The following is a 19777-nucleotide window of genomic DNA, read 5'->3' as shown; positions in this document are numbered from 1 at the left end:
CCCGACTTGGCAGCCTCCGGCGCCTCTGGCTTCACTGGTGTCCACCCGGCCGCCGCCTTTACATTGTAGATCACATTCGGCGGAGGGAGCGCGGGGGCGCGCGGACGGGGCGCGGGCAAGCCGAGGGCCCGTCCCCGGCGGCCTCGGACGGCCTGTGGTTGCCGGGACGGGCCCCTCGTTTCGGCGTCGCCTCGTTCGGCGTGTCGTGGCGGGCGGGTGCCCGGGTCGGCGCTACGAGCCCGCCGAGCCCGCGCCGTTGCCGCCGTTGTCTCCGTTACCGCCGTTGCCCCCGTTGTCGCCGTCCGCACCGTCGGCCTCGTTCAGCAGCCGCTCGATCCGCGCCGCCGGCAGCGCCTTGAACAGGCGGTGCTCGCGGTTGCGGTCCAGCACCGCCACCTCCAGTGACTTGGCCTCCAGGTGGCGGTCGGAGTCCTGCGCCTCCAGCGCCCGCACCCCCAGCCGCAGCGCCTCCGCCAGCGGCATGCCCTCCCGGTAGCGCTCCTTGAGGACCTGCGCCACCGCCTCGGCCTGCCCGCCCATCGCCACGTAGCCGTGCTCGTCGGCCACCGAGCCGTCGAACGTGAGCCGGTAGATCTGGTCGGTGTCGGCGCTGTCGCCCACCTCCGCCACGACCAGCTCCACCTCGTACGGCTTGTTGGTCTCGGTGAAGATCGTGCCGAGCGTCTGCGCGTACACGTTCGCCAGGCCGCGGGCCGTCACGTCCCTGCGGTCGTACTGGTACCCGTTCACGTCCGCGTACCGCACACCGCCGAGCCGCAGGTTCTCGAACTCGTTGTACTTGCCCACCGCCGCGAACGCGATCCGGTCATAGATCTCGCTGATCTTGTGCAGCGCCCGGGACGGGTTGTCGGCCACGAACAGGATCCCGTCGTCGTACTGGAGCACGACCACGCTGCGGCCACGCGCGATGCCCTTGCGCGCGTAGTCCGCCTTGTCCTTCATCTGCTGTTCGGGCGACACATAGAACGGCATCGACACCGGTCTGGATCCCTTCTATCGCAGCGGGGCGGTCGGACCGCCCGGCGAGTCGTTACGTCCCTCGACCACGGACCGGGCCAGCGCGCCCACCTCGTCCTCACCCAGCCGGCGATACCCCTCGTCCGACACCACCGCCACCACCGGGAAGATGCCGCGCGACAGGTCGGGACCGCCCGTCGCCGAATCGTCGTCGGCCGCGTCGTACAAGGCCTGGACGCACACCAGCGCCGCGTCCTCCGGCGACAGGTCCGGGCGCCACAGCTTCTTCAGCGCGCCCCGCGCGAACACCGACCCCGAACCGATCGAGTAGAAGTCCCGCTCCTCGTACCGGCCGCCCGCCGGGTCGTAGGAGAAGATCCGCCCCCCGTCCCGCTCCTCGTCGTATCCCGCGAACAGCGGCACCACCGCCAGCCCCTGCATCGCCATGCCCAGGTTGCCGCGCACCAGCGTCGCCAGCCGGTTGGCCTTGCCCTCCATCGACAGGGTCCGGCCCTCGCGCTTCTCGTAATGCTCCAGCTCGACCTGGAACAGCCGGATCAGCTCCATCCCGATCCCGGCCGTGCCCGCCACCGCGATCGCCGAGAACTCGTCGGCCCGGAACACCTTCTCCACATCGCGTTGCGCGATCACGTTGCCCGCGGTCGCCCGCCGGTCACCCGCCACGACCACGCCGCCCGGGTACGTCACCGCGACGATCGTGGTGGCGTGCGGCAGTTCCTCCCCCGCCCTGGCCGCCGCCGACAGCGACCTCCGCCCCGGAAGCAGCTCCGGATTGTAGGCACCCAGGAACTCCGTGAACGACGACGTGTCGGGGCCGGCGAACAACCCCGGCAGACGCCCGATGCGCGAATCGTGCGACGCCACGCGACTCCTTCCCTCCACCATGGCACCGGCTCCCCTCAACGAACCCACCGGCGCTGACCACTCTGACCCTACTGTTCAACCAGCGCCCCCCGCATGCCACGCCCACCCTCACCAGTCCGCCCACGGCGAACCGGCGCGGCGGGGAGGGACCTGTAGCGGACGCGCACGGCACCGGCGCCGGGCGCGCCCCCGCCGCCCATTACGATGACGGCGTGGTGTTGGGACCCCCAGGCCAGCCCGGCTGGCCGAGCCCCCTCGGGCAACCGACCTGGCCGAGCGCCCCCGGCGAGCCCGGCTGGCCCCCCAGGCGGCCCGCCTACAACCCCCCGCCGACCGAAGAGGACCTCACGCTCCCGCCCGACGCCGACCCCTTCACCGCCGCCGAGCACCACACCCGCGCCATCGTCACCGCGCCCTGGTGGCCCGCCTCCACGCCGCTGCAACGCCGCCAGGCCCTCTTCCCCCACCTGCTGTCCCTCCCCGACCACAGCTGGTGGCTCTTCGCCGCCTGGACGCGCTGGTACCGGTGGCACCCCGCCGACAGCCGCTGGTTCCCCTCACCGCCGCCGCAGGGCGCCGACCTCCGCCGGTCCGCCGTCCACGCCCCCACGCCGCCGCCCATCCCCGCCGAGATCATCCCCACCGGGCCCGACTACCTCACCGACTACGGCCCGCCCCTCGCCCTCGTCGGCCGGCCCGTCTCCGGCGCGCTGACCTACCGGCTGCGCTCCGTCATGTCCGAAGCCGCCCAGGCCCCGCCCGCCGACTATCCCCTCGGCTGGAACCGCTTCCTGCACGGCACGCCCAGCACCATCGCCGCCACCTGGAGCACCCTGCTGTGGTGCGCCTCGGTTCCCCTGTTCGACCCCCGCCTCGGCCTTCTCGACCTCTGGGAGCCCCACCTGGCGCCGCAGCCCGGCGCCGATCCTCGTACCACCGGCCCGGACGGCGCAAACGCCGGCTCGCCCGGCACCGGGCCCCTGCGATGGCTGCCGCCGCCGCCCCTGCACACCATCATCGGCCTGTACGCCGAGCGTCTCCGCTCCGGCCGCGCCGACGCCGCCGCGCAGCTCATCCGCTGCATGGTCATGACGGCCCAGGCCCTGCGCGACGACGCCCGCTTCCGTGTCCGCGCCTCGGCCCTGCTCTCCATGATCGAGCCCTTGCAGACCAACCCGGCGCTCGACCACCGCGCCCTTCCCTACGGGGACCAGGTCGTCGAACGCGAATGGCGGCGCCGTTGCCCCGCGCCCCTCTTCGCCACCCTCTTCAACGACTCGGCGCCCGGCGAAGCGCTCCAGCTCGCCTTCTACGACCTCGCCACCGCGCTGCGGCCCGTGTGCGGCGACCCCGGCTCACCGGACTTCACCGAGCCCTTCATCGAGCCACGGCACGCCGCCACCGCGCTCCTGGCCGCCGACCTGGCCGGATACCGCCCCGACCTCGCCGCCCCCGTCGGCCGCTGGCTCGACCCCGAACTGCGGGCCCTGCTCGCCGACATCCTCAACGACGACACCCACCCGCTCCGCTCCCTGTGGCCCTCCCCCACCGGCGGCGACGCCGCCACCACGACGCGTCTCCTCAGCGCCACCGCCGGGCTCGGCTTCGCCTGGTGCCGCCTCACCGGCGTCCCCGTCCCGCCGCACGGCCTCACCGCCAGCAACGCCCAGGCCCGCCACCTCGCCACCCTGGAAGACGGCTAGCCGCCCTGTAAGACGGCCAGGCCGCTACCGGCGCCATCGAACGGGACGCCCGCCGCGCGGCGGAAAGAACGGCGGGCCGTGTTCATACGAGCACGGCCCCGGCCCGACCACCCCTCCACGAGCCCTGGGAAGGCCCTTCCCACCCAACCCCTAAATCCGGCAAATGCGGATTTAAGCGGATTTACTCACCACCCTTTTGGACATATGCCCTGATGAATTCTTCGGCGTTCTCTTCGAGAACTTCGTCGATTTCGTCCAGAATTGCATCGACATCGTCGGAAAGCTTCTCCTGCCTTTCCTGGATGTCCTCGCTGGGGGCGTCCTGGGTCTCCTCGACCTCTTCGGTACGCCGCGGGGCCTGCTTCTGGCCGCCCGAGTTGTCCTTCGTGGCCATGCTTACCTCCCACTTCGCCGGTCCCCCCAAGCCTATCTCCGATCACCGGCGGCGAGCGGATTCCGTGCCGCGGCGGCGCGGGGGTCTGCAGGGGTTATCGCCGGTCCGCCGACGAATGAAACGGTCAAACCGGTCACGGATAGGCCGCGGCCGAGGCCGCGCCGGACTCAGCCTTGACCGGTGAGGGTGGCGACGAGGTCGGCGGCGGTGCGGCAGCGGTCGAGGAGGGCGCCGACGTGCTGCCTGGTGCCGCGGAGCGGTTCGAGGGTGGGGACCCGCTGGAGCGACTCGCGGCCGGGGACGTCGAAGATGACCGAGTCCCAGGAGGCCGCGGCGACGGACTCGGCGTACTGGCGCAGGCACCGGCCGCGGAAGTACGCCCTGGTGTCCTCCGGGGGGTTCTCGATGGCGGACTGGACCTGGTCCTCGGTGACGAGGCGGTCGATCCTCCCGCGGGCGACGAGACGGTTGTAGAGGCCCTTGTCGGGACGGATATCGGTGTACTGGAGGTCGACGAGCTGGAGGCGGGGGTGCGACCAGTCCAGGCCGTCGCGTTCCCGGTAGCCGTCGAGGAGGGAGAGCTTGGCGACCCAGTCGAGCTCGCGGGAGAGCTGGGAGGGGTCGTCGCCGAGACGGTGCAGGACGGACTCCCAGCGGTCGAGGACGTCCTTGGTCATCTCGTCGACGTCGGCGCCGTAACGGTCCTCCACGTACTTGCGGGACTGCTCCAGGTACTCCATCTGCAGCTGGACGGCGGTCATCTTGCGGCCGTCGCGGAGGGTGAGCTGGTGCTTGCAGGTGGGGTCGTGGGAGACGGCGCGGAGCGCGGCGACGGGCATGTCGACGGACAGGTCCACGGTCAGGAACCCGTCCTCGATCATGGCGAGGACGAGGCTGGTGGTGCCGAGCTTGAGGTAGGTGGAGATCTCGCTCATGTTGGCGTCGCCGATGATGACGTGCAGACGCCGGTACTTCTCGGGGTCGGCGTGGGGCTCGTCGCGGGTGTTGATGATCGGGCGCTTGAGGGTGGTCTCCAGGCCGACCTCGACCTCGAAGAAGTCGGCGCGCTGGCTGATCTGGAAGCCCTCGCCCCGCCCGTCGACGCCGATGCCGACCCGTCCGGCGCCGCAGACCACCTGGCGGGAGATGAAGAAGGGGGTGAGGTGCCGGACGATGTCGGCGAAGGGCGTCTCGCGCTTCATGAGGTAGTTCTCATGGCAGCCGTAGGACGCGCCCTTGTTGTCGGTGTTGTTCTTGTACAGCTGGATCGGGTGGGTGCCGGGCACCATGGCGGCGCGGTGGGTGGCGTCGGCCATGACGCGCTCTCCGGCCTTGTCCCAGATGACGGCGTCGCGGGGGTTGGTGCACTCGGGCGCGGAGTATTCGGGGTGCGCGTGGTCGACGTAGAGGCGGGCGCCGTTGGTGAGGATGACGTTGGCGAGGCCGAGGTCCTCGTCGGTGAGCTGGCTGGGGTCGGCGACCTCGCGGGCGAGGTCGAAGCCGCGGGCGTCACGGAGGGGGTTCTCCTCCTCGAAGTCCCAGCGGGCGCGCCTCGCCCGCGCGGCCGACGCCGCGAGGTAGGCGTTGACGACCTGGGAGGAGGTCACCATCGCGTTGGCCCCTGGCTGTCCCGGTACGGAGATGCCGTACTCGGTCTCGATGCCCATCACCCGCCGAACACTCATATCGTCGAGCCTATCGGGGGCGCGTGGGTGGAGCCATGGGGCTCCTGGGCGTGGTGCGGGTGCGCGTGGGCGGGGAGTTGCGTTTCCCTTGTGATTACGGGGTTGCGGGGCACGAGTTGGGCGGCGTCGTGTCGTGAGGTTCCGCCGTGTCGGCGGACTGATGTGCCAGGTGTTGCGGGACGCACAGGATTTCCCCAAGGTCTGGTGCGGAACTGGTCTGGAACAGGCGCCGGAATCCGCTGCGGAATCCGGCCCGGAAAACGCCACGCGGCGACCTCCCGATTTCTCGGGCGGCCGCCGCGTGGCGGTCGGTCGTCGTCCCGGTCGCCGTCCGCGCCGCCGCCGGCGGCGCGGGGCGCGTGGGTGCTACAGGTACTGGCCGGTGTTGGCGACGGTGTCGATGGATCGGCCGGCTTCCGCGCCCTGCTTGCCGGAGACGAGCGTGCGGATGTAGACGATCCGCTCGCCCTTCTTGCCGGAGATGCGGGCCCAGTCGTCGGGGTTGGTGGTGTTGGGCAGGTCCTCGTTCTCACTGAACTCGTCGACGCAGGCGGCGAGCAGGTGGGAGACGCGCAGGCCCTTCTGCCCGGTGTCGAGGTACTGCTTGATGGCCATCTTCTTGGCGCGGTCGACGATGTTCTGGATCATCGCGCCGGAGTTGAAGTCCTTGAAGTAGAGGACCTCCTTGTCGCCGTTGGCGTAGGTGACCTCCAGGAACCTGTTCTCCTCGCTTTCGCTGTACATCCGCTCGACGACGCGCTGGATCATGGCGTCGACGGTGGCCGCGTCGTCGCCCCCGTGCTCCTTCACGTCGTCGGGGTGCAGCGGCAGCCCCGTGAGGATGTACTTGGAGAAGATGTCCTTGGCCGCCTCGGCGTCCGGCCGCTCGATCTTGATCTTCACATCGAGCCTGCCGGGACGCAGGATGGCGGGGTCGATCATGTCCTCGCGGTTGGAGGCGCCGATGACGATGACGTTCTCCAGCCCCTCGACGCCGTCGATCTCGCTGAGCAGCTGCGGGACGATGGTGTTCTCGACGTCGGAGGACACGCCGGACCCGCGGGTGCGGAAGATGGAGTCCATCTCGTCGAAGAAGACGATGACGGGCGTGCCGGCGGACGCCTTCTCCCGGGCCCGCTGGAAGACCAGGCGGATGTGCCGCTCGGTCTCGCCGACGTACTTGTTGAGCAGCTCGGGGCCCTTGATGTTGAGGAAGAAGCTCTTGCCCTCCTGGCCGGTCTTCTCGGCGACCTGCTTGGCCAGGGAGTTGGCGACGGCCTTGGCGATGAGCGTCTTCCCGCAGCCGGGCGGCCCGTACAGCAGGACGCCCTTGGGCGGGCGCAGCTGGTGCTCGCGGAACAGGTCGGCGTGCAGGTAGGGCAGCTCGATGGCGTCCCTGATCATCTCGATCTGGGAGCCGAGACCGCCGATCTCGTCGTAGGAGATGTCGGGGACCTCTTCGAGGACCAGTTCCTCGACCTCGGCCTTGTGGATCTTCTCGTAGGCGTAGCCGGAGCGGGGTTCGAGCATGAGGGAGTCGCCGGCGCGCAGCGGGACGCCGCGCAGCGGCTCCGCGAGCTTGATGACGCGCTCCTCGTCGGCGTGCGCGATGACCAGGGCGCGCTCGCCGTCGTCGAACAGCTCCTTGAGCATGACGACCTCGCCCTGCTCTTCGAAGTCCAGCGCCTCGACGACGTTGAGGGCCTCGTTGAGCATGACCTCCTGGCCGCGCTGGAGCTCCTCGACGTTGACGGCCGGGCTGACGTTCACCCTCAGCTTGCGGCCGCCGGTGAAGATGTCGACGGTGCCGTCGTCGCGGGCCCCCAGGAAGACGCCGAAACCGGACGGCGGCTGCGCGAGCCGGTCGACCTCCTCCTTGAGCGCCACGATCTGCTCGCGGGCTTCCTTGAGGGTCGCCACGAGACGCTCGTTCTGCCCGGTCACGGCGGCCAGGTTGGCCTGCGTCTCATGGAGTCGTTCCTCTAGAACACGTACTTGGCGGGGGGATTCCGCGAGCTTGCGGCGCAGCACGGAGATCTCCTCCTCCAGGAAGGAGATCTGCGTCTGGAGGTCCCTGACCTCCTTTTCGTGCTGCGCCCTGCGCGCCCCAGCATCATCACGAGCGGCCACGCCCCGTCACCTCCTCACGAAGAGCCGACGACCTACTGAGACCCTACCTATCTGGAGGGCTTCCGTAACCTGCCCATTCGGTTCTCGTGTCGTGCCCGGGGCGTCGCCGCTGGTGGACGGGGTCCGACGGGGACGGCCACGGTTGCGCGGCCGTGGCTCCGGGACGGAGGAAACGGCGGATCCGGTGGCGCGGGGACGGAAGTTCAGCGGTTTTCATCCCTGGTGAGGACGGGTCGCGTTCTGCGGGCGCCGGAGTGAATGCCGGTGTGAATTCCGTGTTACTTCCGGGCAGGGACTCCTGGAGGGGGTGTGCGGCGCCCGGCGAATGTGATCTTCACCTCGCTCGGCGCGTCAGGACGCCTCGTCCTGCGATTCGTCCGGTGCTCCGTGCGGTGAGTCGCCCGGTGCCCCGGAGGAGCCGCCCTCGTCCGCCGCGGGCACCGGGGTGCCGGGGATGGGCGATCCCTTGGCGGGACGGCGGCGCCGCATGGGCGGGGTGACGCCGTCGGCCAGGCGGCGGGCGGTGACCAGGAAGCCGGTGTGGCCGACCATGCGGTGGTCGGGGCGGACGGCCAGTCCCTCCACGTGCCAGGACCGCAGCATGGTCTCGAAGGCGTAGGGCTCGGCGAACGTGCCGTGGCCGCGCAGTTCCTCGACGATCCGCGACATCTGGGTCGTGGTGGCGACGTAGGCGCAGACCATCCCGCCGGGGACGAGGGCCTTGGCGACGGGGTCGACGCACTCCCAGGGGGCGAGCATGTCCAGCACGACGCGGTCGACCTCGGTCTCGGAGAGGGCGTCCTCAAGGGCGCCGACGGTGAGGCGCCAGGCGGGGTGGGGGCCGCCGAAGAACCGTTCGACGTTGGCGCGGGCGATGTCGGCGAAGTCGGGGCGGCGCTCGTAGGAGGAGACCAGGCCGTGCTCGCCGACCGCGCGCAGCAGGAAGCAGGTCAGGGCGCCGGAGCCGGCGCCGGCCTCGACGACGCGGGCGCCGGGGAAGATGTCGGCCATCGCGATGATCTGGCCGGCGTCCTTGGGGTAGACGACGGCGGCGCCGCGCGGCATGCGCAGGGCGAAGTCGGCGAGGAGGGGGCGGAAGGCGAGGTAGTCGACGCCGCCGGTGGACCGGAACACCGAACCTTCGGGGCTGCCGATGATGTCGTCGTGGGCGATGGCGCCCTTGTGGGAGTGGTAGAGCTTGCCGGGCTGGAGGGTGATGGTGTTGACCCGGCCCTTGGGGTCGGTGAGCTGAACCTGGTCGCCGGGGCGGAACGGGCCGTGGGGGACGCGGCCGGTGCCCGAGGGCGCGGTGCCGGGGGTGGGTTCGCTCATGGCCCTCAAGGCTATCCGTGCCGCGGGGTGTCAGATGCCGTCGAAGGCGCGGTCGACGTCGGTGGCCGCCAGCACCCCGTACACCCGGCCGTCGGCTTCCACCAGGAGGTATTCGGTGGCGGGGGCGCGGCGCAGCGCGGCGACCAGGTCCTCGCCGCTCAGGTCGGCGGACAGGACCAGGTCGTCGTGGACGGCGCGGGACAGCTCGCCGGCCTGGATCCACGGGCGGCGGTGCTCGGGGACGGCGGTGACGGCCTTCTCGCTGACCAGGCCGCGGGGGCGGCCGTCGTGGTCGGCGATCACCAGCGCGCCCGCGCGGTGGTCGTGGGCGCGGCGGATCGCCTCCGCGAGGGGGACGTCGGCGGTGACGAGGGTGGCGCGGCGGGCGAGGCGGCGGGCCGACAGGGCGGGGATGCGGTCGCGGACCTTCTCGGCCCGCAGGGCCTGGGTGGCGCCGACCCAGATGAACGAGGCGACCAGCGCCGACCACAGCAGCGCCAGCCACCCGATCCCGCCGTCCTCGCCGGACGCGGGGTAGGCGGCCAGGAACGCCCCGCCGGCGAGGCAGGCCAGGGCGACGCCGCGGCCGATCCAGGCGGCGATCACCGCGCCCCTGGCGCCGTTCCCGGTGATCTTCCAGACGGTGGCGCGGACCAGGCGGCCCCCGTCCAGGGGCAGGCCGGGCAGCAGGTTGAACACGCCGACGAGAAGGTTGGCGAAGGTGAGCGCGTCCACCAGGAGCTCGGCGACGGGCGGCAGCGGCAGCAGCAGGCGCGCCAGAAGGCCCAGGACGGCCAGGACGAGGTTGGTGACGGGGCCGGCGAAGGCGATGAGGAATTCGCGGCCCGGGGTGGGCGCCTCGCGTTCGATGGCGGTCTCGCCGCCCAGGACGTGCAGGACGACCGACCGCACGGGCAGTCCCATGGCGCGGGCGGTCACGGCGTGGCTGAGCTCGTGCACGAACACCGACCCGTAGAGCAGCACCGCGTACAGGAACGCGACGACGAAGCTGCCGGGAGGGGGGACGACGCCGTCCACCTGTCCCTCGAACACGACGGTGACGAGGATCGCGACCAGGAACCAGCTGGGTGAGACGAACACGGGCACCCCGAAGGGACGCCCGATGAACAGGCCGGGGCCGGTGGGACGGCCCTGCCCGGGACGGCCGGGTCCGTCCCCTCCGGTCTCGCCGGTGCCGTTCCCGCTCTTGTCCTGCGCCGGTGGTGCGGTGTCTGCCACGCCCATGATGCTACGGCCCCGCGGCGGGTACGGGATTTCGTCGGTGGCGTCCCCTACCCTGCTGTGCCATGACGAGCACCGGAACGGGCCCCGCGGCGAGCGCGCAGACCACCCCGGGCCCGGCGGTGATCGGATCGCTGTCGCCCTCGCGGGCGGGCGACTTCATGACCTGCCCGCTGCTGTACCGGTTCCGGGTGATCGACCGGATCCCCGAGCGTCCCAGCCAGGCGCAGGTGCGGGGGACGCTGGTGCACGCGGTGCTGGAACGGCTGTACGACCTGCCGGCGCAGCGGCGCACCGCGGAGGAGGCGGTGGCGCTGCTGGGCCCGGAATGGGAGCGGCTGCTGGCCGCCGAGCCCGAGCTGGCCTCGCTGTTCGACGACCCCGAGGACGGCGCCCCCGGGAACGGCGCCCCCGCCGATCGCACGCCGCGCGGCGGCACGGGCGAGGAGGCGTGGCTGGAGCAGGCGCGGGCGATGGTGGAGCGGTACTTCACCCTGGAGGACCCGAGGCGGCTGGAGCCGGCCGAGCGGGAGCTGTTCGTGGAGACGGTGCTGGAGTCGGGCCTGAAGCTGCGCGGCTACATCGACCGGCTCGACGTGGCGCCCGCCGGTGACGTGCGGATCGTGGACTACAAGACCGGCACGGCGCCGCGCGCCGACTTCGAGGCGCGGGCGCTGTTCCAGATGAAGTTCTACGCGCTGGTCCTGTGGCGGCTGCGCGGCCGGGTGCCGAAGCTGCTCCAGCTGATGTACCTGGGCAACGGTGAGGTGCTGCGGTACGCGCCGGACGAGGCCGACCTGCGCGCCACCCAGCGCAAGGTGGAGGCGCTGTGGCAGGCGATCCGGCGGGCCACCGAGACCGGTGAGTGGCGGCACCGCACCAGCAGGCTGTGCGACTGGTGCGACCACAAGCAGCGCTGCCCGGCGTTCGGCGGCACCCCGCCGCCGCTGCCCGAGACGCCCGTGGACCGTCCCTCCCCGGCCGATCTGGAGCCCGTGGCGCGCGAACGCGACGACCTCTGACCCCGATCAGCCGGGGCACGCGGAACGCGCCCCTGCCCGGACCCGGCGCGAGATCCGGCGCGAGATCCAGCGCGAGATCGGGACGCCGCCCCGTTCCCGTGCCTGATCAAAGCCGCTGATCAAGCGCCGGTGGGGTGGCCGGGGAGGCGAGGTTGTGCCAGGATCCTCCTTGCGGAGGATCGTGGTTCGGCGTACAGGAGGGGTTGCGACCAGGCCCGAACTCCTAGGGTGAGGATTGTGTCACCCCGCATCCGTGGTCTCGCCACCTGCCGTGCCTGGCTTCAGGCGCACCCGCAGGCGTCTGACGCCGCCCTGGCGCTGTTGGTGCTGGCGGTGGGACTGCCGCAGTTGTACTTGGAGGAGATGCCCCGGCACCTGAGCCGGGAGTTCGCCTCCACCGACATACGGCATCTGCTGCTGGTGGTGGCGTTGACGATGACGCTCACCTTCCGCCGGACGCGGCCGCTGCTGACGCTGTGCGCGGTGCTGGTGGGCGAGGCGCTGATCGTCGCGGCGAACTATCCCCCGACCGTTCCCGAACTGGTGGCGTTCCTGCTGGCGGTGTACAGCGTGGCGGCGTTCCGCGGGCTGGCGGTGGGGGCCCTCGGCGGGGTGCTGGCGCTGATCGGGATGAACCTGTACATGGTGGCGTTCCCGGAGAACATGGGGCTGCTGTCGTACCTGACCAACAACGCGCTGGGCATCGGCGTGTGGGCGCTGGGCCGCAACCTGAGGCTGCGGCGGGCGTACTTCACCGAGCTGGAGGACCGGGCGGCGCGGCTGGAGCGTGCGCGCGGCACGGACGCGCGCGCCGCGCGGGTGGAGGAGCGTTCGCGGATCGCGCGGGAGCTGCACGACGTGGTCGCGCACCATGTGAGCGTGATGACGGTGCAGGCGGGCGCGGCACGGCGGATCATGGACAAGCATCCGGCGGGGGCCCGGGAGGCGATGAGCACGATCGAGGAGGTCGGGCGGACGGCGCTGAGCGAGATGCGGCGGATCGTGGGGGTGCTGCGGACCGAGCGGGATCCGGAGACGGCGGGCGGTGAGCTGGCGCCGCAGCCGGGCCTGGGCGATCTGGGCGAGCTGCTGGACCACGTGCGCGACACGGGCCTGTCGGTGCAGCTGTGGATCGAGGGCGAGGCGCGGACGCCGTCGCCGGGCGTGGACGTGGCGGCGTTCCGGCTGATCCAGGAGGCGCTGACGAATACGCTCAAGCACGCGGGACCGCAGGCGCGCGCCTGGGTGCGGCTGCACTACACCGATCAGGACCTCACGGTGGAGATCGAGGACGACGGGCGCGGCACCGCGACGATCATGGCGGACAACGGGGACCGTCCCGGGCACGGCCTGGTCGGCATGTACGAGAGGGTCGCGCTGTACGGGGGCGAGCTGCGGATCGGCCCGCGGGTCGGCGGCGGCTTCGGGGTACGGGCCAGGTTCCCGTTGCAGGCGTAGGCGGGACCGGGGGGCGCTGGATGTACGGGACACTGGGATCGGCCGGGAGGCTTCGGAGATGGGCGGCGAGATGAACACGGCGGGCGGCACGGAATCGGGCACGGTGCGGGTGCTGCTGGTGGACGACCAGCCGCTGCTGCGGACGGGGTTCCGGCTGATCCTGGAGGCCGAGCCGGACATCGCGGTGGTCGGCGAGGCCGGGGACGGCGCGGTCGCGGTGGAGATGACGCGGGCGATGCTGCCGGACGTGGTGCTGATGGACATCCGGATGCCCGGGGTGGACGGCATCGAGGCGACCCGGCGGATCATCCGGGAGGGCGCGGCCTCGCACGATCCGAAGGTGCTGATCCTGACCACGTTCGACCTGGACGAGTACGTGATCGAGGCGGTGCGGGCGGGCGCCAGCGGGTTCCTGCTGAAGGACTCGCCGCCGGAGGACCTGGTGCAGGCCATCCGGATCGTGGCGGCGGGGGACGCGATCGTCGCGCCGAGCGTGACCAGGCGGCTGCTGGACAAGTTCGCCACGCGGCTGCCCGCCGTGCGGGACGCCACGCCGCCGCCGGGCCTGGACACTCTGACCGAGCGGGAGCGCGAAGTGCTGACGCATGTGGCGCGGGGGCAGTCCAACGCGGAGATCGCCGCGGAGCTGGTGGTCAGCGAGACCACGGTGAAGACGCACGTGGGCAACGTGCTGGCCAAACTCGGCCTGCGCGACCGCGTCCAGGCGGTGGTGTACGCGTACGAGACCGGCCTGAGCCGTCCCGGCCAGAGCTGACCCCGTGCCCTGGCCCCCACCCCTGAGCCCGCCCTGACCCCTCGTCCCGCAGGCTGAGCGGCTCCAACCTGATTCACGGGATCTCACCTGGGCTTTTATGGCCCGCCTCAGGGTCGCCGGAGGGGTTGGCCGTAGGGTCTCCCCTACTCCGGAAGGACGACAGGCGGATTGTCCCTCCTGCACTAGGCGGAGCCGCAAGTCCCTTCCTGCGGCTCATCCGCCCACCACGTGGATGCCCTTAATGTTCTAGATGCGGGGATCACGACGGGGAGCGATCCGCGGCGCGCCGGTGCCCGGGGGCGGCCGGCGCGCGTCCCGCCCGTTCCACCCGGTTCCGGCCGTGTCCGGCACCGGTTCCCAGAGACGACAGGCGCCGCATGGCGTGCGCTTCACGACAGGCAGGGAGTTCACTGTGACGGAATCCGCCCAGACGGCCTCCGGCGCACACCTGGCACCGGAGGAGGGCGACTTCGCCGCACGGGCCCAGGGGATCGCCAAGGTCTACGGTTCGGGCGACGCCAAGGTCATCGCGCTGGACACGGTGACGCTGGGCGTGCCGCGCGGCCGCTTCACCGCGATCATGGGCCCGTCCGGGTCCGGCAAGTCCACGCTGATGCACTGCATGGCGGGCCTGGACTCGGTGGACTCGGGGCAGGTGTTCATCGGCGACACCGACCTGACGCGGCTGAAGGACAAGCAGCTGACCCGGCTGCGCCGCGACAAGGTCGGCTTCATCTTCCAGGCGTTCAACCTGGTGCCGACGCTGACGGCGCTGGAGAACATCACCCTGCCGATGGACATCGCGGGGCGCAAGCAGGACAAGGAGTGGCTGGACCACGTCATCGACACGGTGGGGCTGCGGCCGCGGCTCAAGCACCGTCCCGGCGAGCTGTCGGGCGGGCAGCAGCAGCGGGTGGCGTGCGCGCGTGCGCTGGCGTCCCGCCCGGAGATCATCTTCGCGGACGAGCCGACCGGCAACCTCGACTCCCGCTCCGGCGCGGAGGTGCTGGGGTTCCTGCGCGAGTCGGTGCGGTCGATGGGCCAGACGATCGTGATGGTCACCCATGACCCGTCGGCGGCCGCGTACGCCGACCAGGTGGTGTTCCTGTCCGACGGGCGGATCGTCGACACCATGGCCGAGCCGACCGCCGAGCGGGTGCTGGAGCGGATGAAGGGCCTGGACGCGCCCGCGGCGCACGCCGACGAGGCCGACCAGCAGGCCGAGCGGCAGACCCGGCAGCAGGGAGCCGTCGCCCGATGATGGCCAAGGTCACGCTCCGCAATCTGGCGGCGCACAAGATCCGCCTGATGCTGACCGCGGTCGCGGTCATCCTCGGTGTGGCGTTCGTGTCCGGGACGCTGATCTTCACCGACACCATGGGCCGGCAGTTCGACGACCTGTTCGACCGGATCGGCAAGGGCATCGCGGTGGACGTGCGTGCCAAGAAGGTCGTGGAGGGCGCCGACCAGGACGGGATGTCGGCGCAGCCGGTGCCGGCGTCGGTGCTGGAACGGCTGAAGCAGGTCGAGGGCGTGCGGAACCCGGTCGGGAACATCACCGGGTACGCCGCCGTCACCGGCCGCGACGGCAAGCTCGTGTCGGGCCAGGAGGGCGCGCCGCAGCTCGGCGTGAACTGGACGGGCACCGGCGGGTACACGATGACGACCGGGCGGCCCCCGTCCGGGCCCGGTGAGGTCGCCGTGGACGACCGGACCGCCGAGAAGGGCGGGCTGAAGGTCGGCGACACCGTGTCCGTGGTGACGGCCGGCCCGCCGCAGAGGATGCGGCTCAGCGGGACGATCGACACCGGCGCGCTGATGGGCGCCACGGTCACCGCGTTCGACACCCCGACCGCTCAGCGGCTGATGCTCAAGCCCGGGTTCTTCACCGACATCCAGATGGAGTCGTCGGGCGTGAGCGAGGAGGAGCTGCGCGACCGGGTCGCGGCGGTGCTCCCGGGCCAGCTCGAGGCGATCACCGGCACGCAGATGCGCGACGAGGCGCAGAGCGACGTCGCGCAGATCATGAACTTCTTCCGGACGTTCCTGCTGGTGTTCGCGCTGATCTCGATCTTCGTCGGGGCGTTCATCATCGTGAACACCTTCTCGATGCTGGTGGCGCAGCGCACCAGGGAGCTGGCGCTGCTGCGCGCGATCGGCGCCGGCCGCCCGCAGGTCACGCGGGCGGTGCTGGGCGAGGCGGTCGCCGTCGGGTTCCTGGGGTCCACGCTGGGGCTGGGCGTCGGCACGGGCCTGGCCGCGCTGCTGTACTCGCAGATGATCGGCGGGGACGGCGGCGGCGGGCTGGTGTTCACGCCGATGATGTTCGTGTGGTCGTACCTGGTCGGGATCGTGGTGACCGTGGTGGCGGCGTACTTCCCGGCCCGCCGCGCCGCCAAGATCCCGCCGGTGGCGGCGATGCGGGACGACGTGGCGCTGCCGCAGCGGTCCCTGCGGGTCCGCGTCGCGCTGGGGTCGCTGCTCACCCTGGTCGGCGCGGCCCTGATCGCGCTGGGACTGACCGGTGACGACACCGCCGGCAACCCGATCGTGCCGGTCGGCGTGGGCGCGTTCGCGGTGCTGCTGGGCGTGGCGATGCTGGCGCCCGTGATCAGCGTGCCGATCGTGCGGGTGCTGGGCGCTCCCGCCGCGCGCCTGATGGGCGCCCCCGGGCGGCTGGCGAGGCAGAACGCGCTGCGCAACCCGCGCCGCACCGCCGCCACCGCCGCCGCCCTGATGATCGGCCTCGCGCTGATCACGACGGTGAACGTGCTGGGCGCGTCCATGCGGTCCTCGGTGGACGCGCAGATCGACAAGCAGTTGGGCGCGGACTACGTCGTCGCTCCCGTCGCGTTCGGCGTGACCATGGGCCCCGACGTACTCGGGAGGGTCCAGGCGGTCCCCGGGGTGACGCGGGTGTCGGCGATCTACGACGGCACGGCCAACTTCGCCGGGAAGCGGGGCGGCTACACCGTCGCCGACGCCCACGCGCTGGAGAAGGGCGCCCGGGTGAAGGCGACGTCCGGGACGCTGGACACCGGGCGGGACGGGATGCTCGTGAACGAGGAGACCGCGCGCTCGCAGGGCTGGGCGGTCGGCTCGGTCGTCCCCGTGCAGTTCCCCGACGGCGCCACCGAGCGGCTGCGGATCACCGGGATCTACGCCAAGAGCGACCTGGTCGGCTCTCGGGTGATCGCGGAGGCGGCGCACCGGGCGCACGCCGCGCGGCCCACCCTCAGCCTGGTCGTCGTCGACGCCGCGTCCACCGGTCCCGCCACCAAGACCGCGCTGGAAAGCGCCTTGAAGGACCACCCCAACGTCGAGGTGCAGGACCAGGCCGCGATCAAGGACGAGGCCCGGCAGGAGATCGACGGGCTGGTCTCCTTCCTCACCGCGCTGCTGATCATGTCCGTGATCATCGCGGCGGTCGGGGTGATCAACACGCTGGCGCTGTCGGTGATCGAGCGGACCCGGGAGATCGGGCTGCTGCGCGCGATCGGCATCAGCCGCCGCCAGCTGCGCCGCATGATCCGGCTGGAGTCCATCGTGATCGCGCTGTTCGGCGCCGTCCTCGGCATCGCGATCGGGGTGTCGTTCGGCGCCGCGGTGCAGCACGCGCTGGAGGGCGAGGGCCTGACCCGGCTCAGCATCCCGTACGTCACCCTGGCGATCTACGTGGTGATCGCCGCCGTGATCGGCGTGCTGGCCGCGCTGTGGCCGGCGTGGCGGGCCGGGCGCATGGACGTCCTGAAGGCCATCGCGACCGAATAGAAACCGAAGAGGGATCGAAGGAGGACCCCGCTCGACCCCGCACAGAGGGGCGCCCCGCGCAGCGGCCGGGGCGCCTCTCGCCTTGTTCAGACCCGGCCGAGGAGGGGGCGCAGCCACACCGCCGCCAGGACGGCCGCGGCGCCCGCCGCGCCGATGGCCGTGCCGGGACCGGCGGCCTCGGCCAGCGCGCCGGACAGCACCGGGCCGACACCCTGCAAGGTCATCATCCCGGTCGACAGCAGCCCGAACGCCTGCCCCCGCTCGGCCTCGGGCACCGCGTCCACGAACCGGCGCTGGATCCCCAGCTCGTAGGCGAACGCGGCGCCCGCGACGGCCAGCAGCGCCGCCGCCACCGTGGCCGGCGGCCCGGCCGCCAGCGGCAGCAGCGGCAGCCCCACCAGCGCCATCAGCGGCACCACCAGACGTTCCCTGGCGGACGGGCGCAGCAGCCGCCCGCACGCCAGGTTCCCCGCGATCATCCCCGCCGGCGGGCACGCCATCAGCACCGCGCCCATCGCGGCGGGCAGGCCCCGGTCGTGCGCGAACGGGATCAGCAGGCTCTCCGCTCCCGCGACGAACGCCGCGGGAAGCCACTGCGCCAGCAGCAGCGCCCGCACCGCCGGGTCGGCCAGCAGCCGCCGGTTCACCGCGCCGCTCTCCCCCACCAGCCCCCGCCGTGGCCCCGCCGGATCCCGCCTCGTGGCGGCGGGCAGGTCGTCCAGGAACAGCACGACCAGTGCCGCCGCGACCGCGTACACCGCGCAGGTGCCCAGAAGCGCGCCGCGCGGGCCCAGCGCCGCCACCGCCGCCCCGCCGAACGCCAGCCCGGCCAACTGCGCCACCGACGACGCCACCACCATCAGGGACCGGCCCAGCACGTACCGGTCGCCCGGCAGCGCCTGCACCGCCACCCTGCTCACCGCGCCCGACACCACGGGCGTCGCGCACGCCACCGCCGCCACCAGCAGCAGGCACCCCGCCACCGGAAGGTCCAGCAGCGCCAGCGCCGCCGCGGCCCCCGCCTCCATCGCGTACACGCCCGCCACCAGGGGACGCGGGCGCATCCGGTCGGCCAGCGCCCCCAGCAGCGCGCCGCCCGCCACCTGCGGGGCGAACCCCGCCGCGAACGCCACCGACGCCAGCAGCGGCGATCCCGTCCGCCCGTACACCAGCACCGACAGCGCCACCATCCGCAGCGTGTCCGCCGCGATCACCAGTGACCGGGTGCCGAACAGCACCCGGAACCGCGGCTCGGCCAGCACCTCCCGGTAGGACGCCCGCGGCGCGTCCCGGTCCCGTGTCGTCATGCGGCGGAGCCTGCCGCCGCCCGGCCCGCCGCCGCCATCGTTACGTCCTGGGACGTAAGCTCCGGGACGTAGGGTCACGGCATGATCCGTTTCGAGGCGGAGACCGAGGACCTCCTGCACAGCCGGTTCGCGCTCTCACCGCTGTTCGAGCTCAACGGTCTGCTGCGGGGGCTGGCCGGGCATTCCGGGCGGCCACCGTGGGCCGACCGGCTGCGGCCCGCGTTCCGGCGGCTGCGCGCCGGCACCGCCCTGGACGCGGTGCTGGCCCTGCACACCCCCTCCTACGGCGCCGCGTTCGCCGCGCCGCCGCCCCGGCTCGGTCTCGCCCAGACCATCGAGGACGACCTCGCGCAGGTCCGCGCCACCCCCCTCGCCCTGGCCCGCCGCGAGATCGGCCTGTGCCTGCGGCACCGTCCCGCCGGTGACCGCGCCGCCGCGCTGCTGCGCCGCGACGACGTCACCGAACTGATCGCCGACGCGCTGGAGACCGCCTGGCAGGAGCTGGTGGCACCGTCCTGGCCGCAGTTGCGCGCCATCTGCGAACGCGACGTGCTGCACCGCGCGGGACGGCTCGGCCAGGGCGGCTGGGAGGCCGCGCTGGCCGACCTGCACCCCCGCGTCCGCTGGCGCGACCGCGGCATCGAGATCCTGCGGACAGCTTCGCACGAGACCGTCGCGCTCGGCGGCCGCGGGCTGCTGCTCATCCCCTCGGTGTTCGTGTGGCCGCGGGTCGCCGCGCACACCGACGACCCCTGGCCGCACGCGCTGATCTACCCGGCGCGCGGCATCGCCGCCCTGTGGGAGACGCCCGCGCGCACCGAACCCGGCGCGCTCGCCGGGCTGCTCGGCCGCACCCGCGCCCGCGTCCTGCTCGCCCTGGACGAACCCGCGGGCACCACCCAGATCGCCCGCGCGCTCGGCATCGCCGTCGGCGCCGCCGGGGACCATCTGGCCGTCCTGCGCCGCGCCGGGCTGCTCGACCGGGCCCGCGCCGGACGCGCCGTCCTGTACCGGCGCACGCCCCTCGGCGACGCCCTCGCCCGCGCCGCCCACCCCGCCGACCCGGGACGGTGATCTGGCGCGGGGCCTCGGGGT

Annotated in this window: 15 protein-coding genes; 7 read left to right on the top strand and 8 right to left on the bottom strand. The window is 72.4% G+C overall.

Annotation, left to right across the window (positions count from 1 at the left end; all coding sequences use genetic code 11):
• Positions 1 to 231 precede the first annotated feature (231 nt).
• Both prcA and prcB read right to left on the bottom strand, forming a co-directional pair.
• A complete protein-coding gene (gene prcA / locus ACGWYJ_RS25235) occupies positions 232 to 993 on the bottom strand; it encodes a proteasome subunit alpha (protein WP_395108803.1) in 762 nt (253 codons plus the stop codon).
• Between the two features lie 21 nt (positions 994 to 1014).
• Positions 1015 to 1884 carry a proteasome subunit beta gene (prcB, locus tag ACGWYJ_RS25230; RefSeq protein WP_395108802.1) on the bottom strand — a complete coding sequence of 290 codons (870 nt, stop codon included), beginning with the start codon at positions 1882 to 1884 and terminating at the stop codon, positions 1015 to 1017.
• A 191-nt stretch (positions 1885 to 2075) separates the two neighbouring features.
• Here prcB and ACGWYJ_RS25225 point away from each other — a divergent pair, with 191 nt between their 5' ends.
• On the top strand, positions 2076 to 3566 hold the full coding sequence (locus ACGWYJ_RS25225; RefSeq protein WP_395108801.1) for a hypothetical protein: 1491 nt from the start codon (positions 2076 to 2078) through the stop codon (positions 3564 to 3566).
• Positions 3567 to 3747: 181 nt separating this feature from the next.
• Here ACGWYJ_RS25225 and ACGWYJ_RS25220 read toward each other — a convergent pair whose 3' ends face one another.
• From ACGWYJ_RS25220 to ACGWYJ_RS25200, 5 genes are all read right to left on the bottom strand, one after another.
• Entirely contained in the window at positions 3748 to 3960 is a 213-nt protein-coding gene (locus ACGWYJ_RS25220; RefSeq protein ID WP_285701673.1) for a ubiquitin-like protein Pup, read from the bottom strand.
• Positions 3961 to 4127: 167 nt separating this feature from the next.
• The gene (gene dop / locus ACGWYJ_RS25215; RefSeq protein WP_285701675.1) at positions 4128 to 5645 is read right to left on the bottom strand and encodes a depupylase/deamidase Dop; all 1518 of its coding nucleotides are present in this window, start codon (positions 5643 to 5645) and stop codon (positions 4128 to 4130) included.
• A gap of 366 nt (positions 5646 to 6011) precedes the next feature.
• The gene (gene arc, locus ACGWYJ_RS25210) at positions 6012 to 7775 is read right to left on the bottom strand and encodes a proteasome ATPase (RefSeq protein WP_395108800.1); all 1764 of its coding nucleotides are present in this window, start codon (positions 7773 to 7775) and stop codon (positions 6012 to 6014) included.
• 351 nt (positions 7776 to 8126) lie between these two features.
• Entirely contained in the window at positions 8127 to 9107 is a 981-nt protein-coding gene (locus ACGWYJ_RS25205) for a tRNA (adenine-N1)-methyltransferase (protein WP_395108799.1), read from the bottom strand.
• A gap of 30 nt (positions 9108 to 9137) precedes the next feature.
• Positions 9138 to 10352, bottom strand: coding sequence for a site-2 protease family protein (locus ACGWYJ_RS25200; RefSeq protein WP_395108798.1), 1215 nt, complete (start codon positions 10350 to 10352; stop codon positions 9138 to 9140).
• A gap of 62 nt (positions 10353 to 10414) precedes the next feature.
• Between ACGWYJ_RS25200 and ACGWYJ_RS25195 the strand changes: the two genes are divergently transcribed.
• From ACGWYJ_RS25195 to ACGWYJ_RS25175, 5 genes are all read left to right on the top strand, one after another.
• A complete protein-coding gene (locus ACGWYJ_RS25195; RefSeq protein ID WP_395108797.1) occupies positions 10415 to 11371 on the top strand; it encodes a RecB family exonuclease in 957 nt (318 codons plus the stop codon).
• Positions 11372 to 11608: 237 nt separating this feature from the next.
• Positions 11609 to 12829, top strand: a complete 1221-nt coding sequence (locus ACGWYJ_RS25190; protein WP_395108796.1) for a sensor histidine kinase — start codon at positions 11609 to 11611, stop codon at positions 12827 to 12829.
• A 58-nt stretch (positions 12830 to 12887) separates the two neighbouring features.
• Positions 12888 to 13604 carry a response regulator transcription factor gene (locus ACGWYJ_RS25185; protein WP_285701681.1) on the top strand — a complete coding sequence of 239 codons (717 nt, stop codon included), beginning with the start codon at positions 12888 to 12890 and terminating at the stop codon, positions 13602 to 13604.
• 412 nt (positions 13605 to 14016) lie between these two features.
• Positions 14017 to 14865, top strand: coding sequence for an ABC transporter ATP-binding protein (locus ACGWYJ_RS25180; protein ID WP_395108795.1), 849 nt, complete (start codon positions 14017 to 14019; stop codon positions 14863 to 14865).
• Positions 14862 to 17375, top strand: a complete 2514-nt coding sequence (locus ACGWYJ_RS25175; RefSeq protein WP_395108794.1) for an ABC transporter permease — start codon at positions 14862 to 14864, stop codon at positions 17373 to 17375. Before ACGWYJ_RS25180 ends, ACGWYJ_RS25175 begins: the two co-directional genes overlap by 4 nt.
• Before the next feature lie 86 nt (positions 17376 to 17461).
• Here the strand turns inward: ACGWYJ_RS25175 and ACGWYJ_RS25170 are convergent, their stop codons facing one another.
• Entirely contained in the window at positions 17462 to 18682 is a 1221-nt protein-coding gene (locus tag ACGWYJ_RS25170) for an MFS transporter (protein ID WP_395108793.1), read from the bottom strand.
• A gap of 81 nt (positions 18683 to 18763) precedes the next feature.
• Here ACGWYJ_RS25170 and ACGWYJ_RS25165 point away from each other — a divergent pair, with 81 nt between their 5' ends.
• The gene (locus ACGWYJ_RS25165) at positions 18764 to 19756 is read left to right on the top strand and encodes a DUF5937 family protein (protein WP_395108792.1); all 993 of its coding nucleotides are present in this window, start codon (positions 18764 to 18766) and stop codon (positions 19754 to 19756) included.
• Positions 19757 to 19777 lie beyond the last annotated feature (21 nt).

The organism is Actinomadura sp. SCN-SB, from assembly GCF_043906805.1.
GTDB lineage: Bacteria > Actinomycetota > Actinomycetes > Streptosporangiales > Streptosporangiaceae > Spirillospora.
This window is presented reverse-complemented; position numbering and strand designations above follow the sequence as displayed.

What these genes read in the sequence shown, in the direction of transcription:
- prcA (WP_395108803.1), bottom strand. Translation starts at nt 993, where the DNA reads ATGCCGTTCTATGTGTCGCCCGAACAGCAGATGAAGGACAAGGCGGAC.
- prcB (WP_395108802.1), bottom strand. Translation starts at nt 1,884, where the DNA reads ATGGTGGAGGGAAGGAGTCGCGTGGCGTCGCACGATTCGCGCATCGGG.
- ACGWYJ_RS25220 (WP_285701673.1), bottom strand. Translation starts at nt 3,960, where the DNA reads ATGGCCACGAAGGACAACTCGGGCGGCCAGAAGCAGGCCCCGCGGCGT.
- dop (WP_285701675.1), bottom strand. Translation starts at nt 5,645, where the DNA reads ATGAGTGTTCGGCGGGTGATGGGCATCGAGACCGAGTACGGCATCTCC.
- ACGWYJ_RS25205 (WP_395108799.1), bottom strand. Translation starts at nt 9,107, where the DNA reads ATGAGCGAACCCACCCCCGGCACCGCGCCCTCGGGCACCGGCCGCGTC.
- ACGWYJ_RS25200 (WP_395108798.1), bottom strand. Translation starts at nt 10,352, where the DNA reads ATGGGCGTGGCAGACACCGCACCACCGGCGCAGGACAAGAGCGGGAAC.
- ACGWYJ_RS25195 (WP_395108797.1), top strand. Translation starts at nt 10,415, where the DNA reads ATGACGAGCACCGGAACGGGCCCCGCGGCGAGCGCGCAGACCACCCCG.
- ACGWYJ_RS25185 (WP_285701681.1), top strand. Translation starts at nt 12,888, where the DNA reads ATGGGCGGCGAGATGAACACGGCGGGCGGCACGGAATCGGGCACGGTG.
- ACGWYJ_RS25175 (WP_395108794.1), top strand. Translation starts at nt 14,862, where the DNA reads ATGATGGCCAAGGTCACGCTCCGCAATCTGGCGGCGCACAAGATCCGC.
- ACGWYJ_RS25170 (WP_395108793.1), bottom strand. Translation starts at nt 18,682, where the DNA reads ATGACGACACGGGACCGGGACGCGCCGCGGGCGTCCTACCGGGAGGTG.
- ACGWYJ_RS25165 (WP_395108792.1), top strand. Translation starts at nt 18,764, where the DNA reads ATGATCCGTTTCGAGGCGGAGACCGAGGACCTCCTGCACAGCCGGTTC.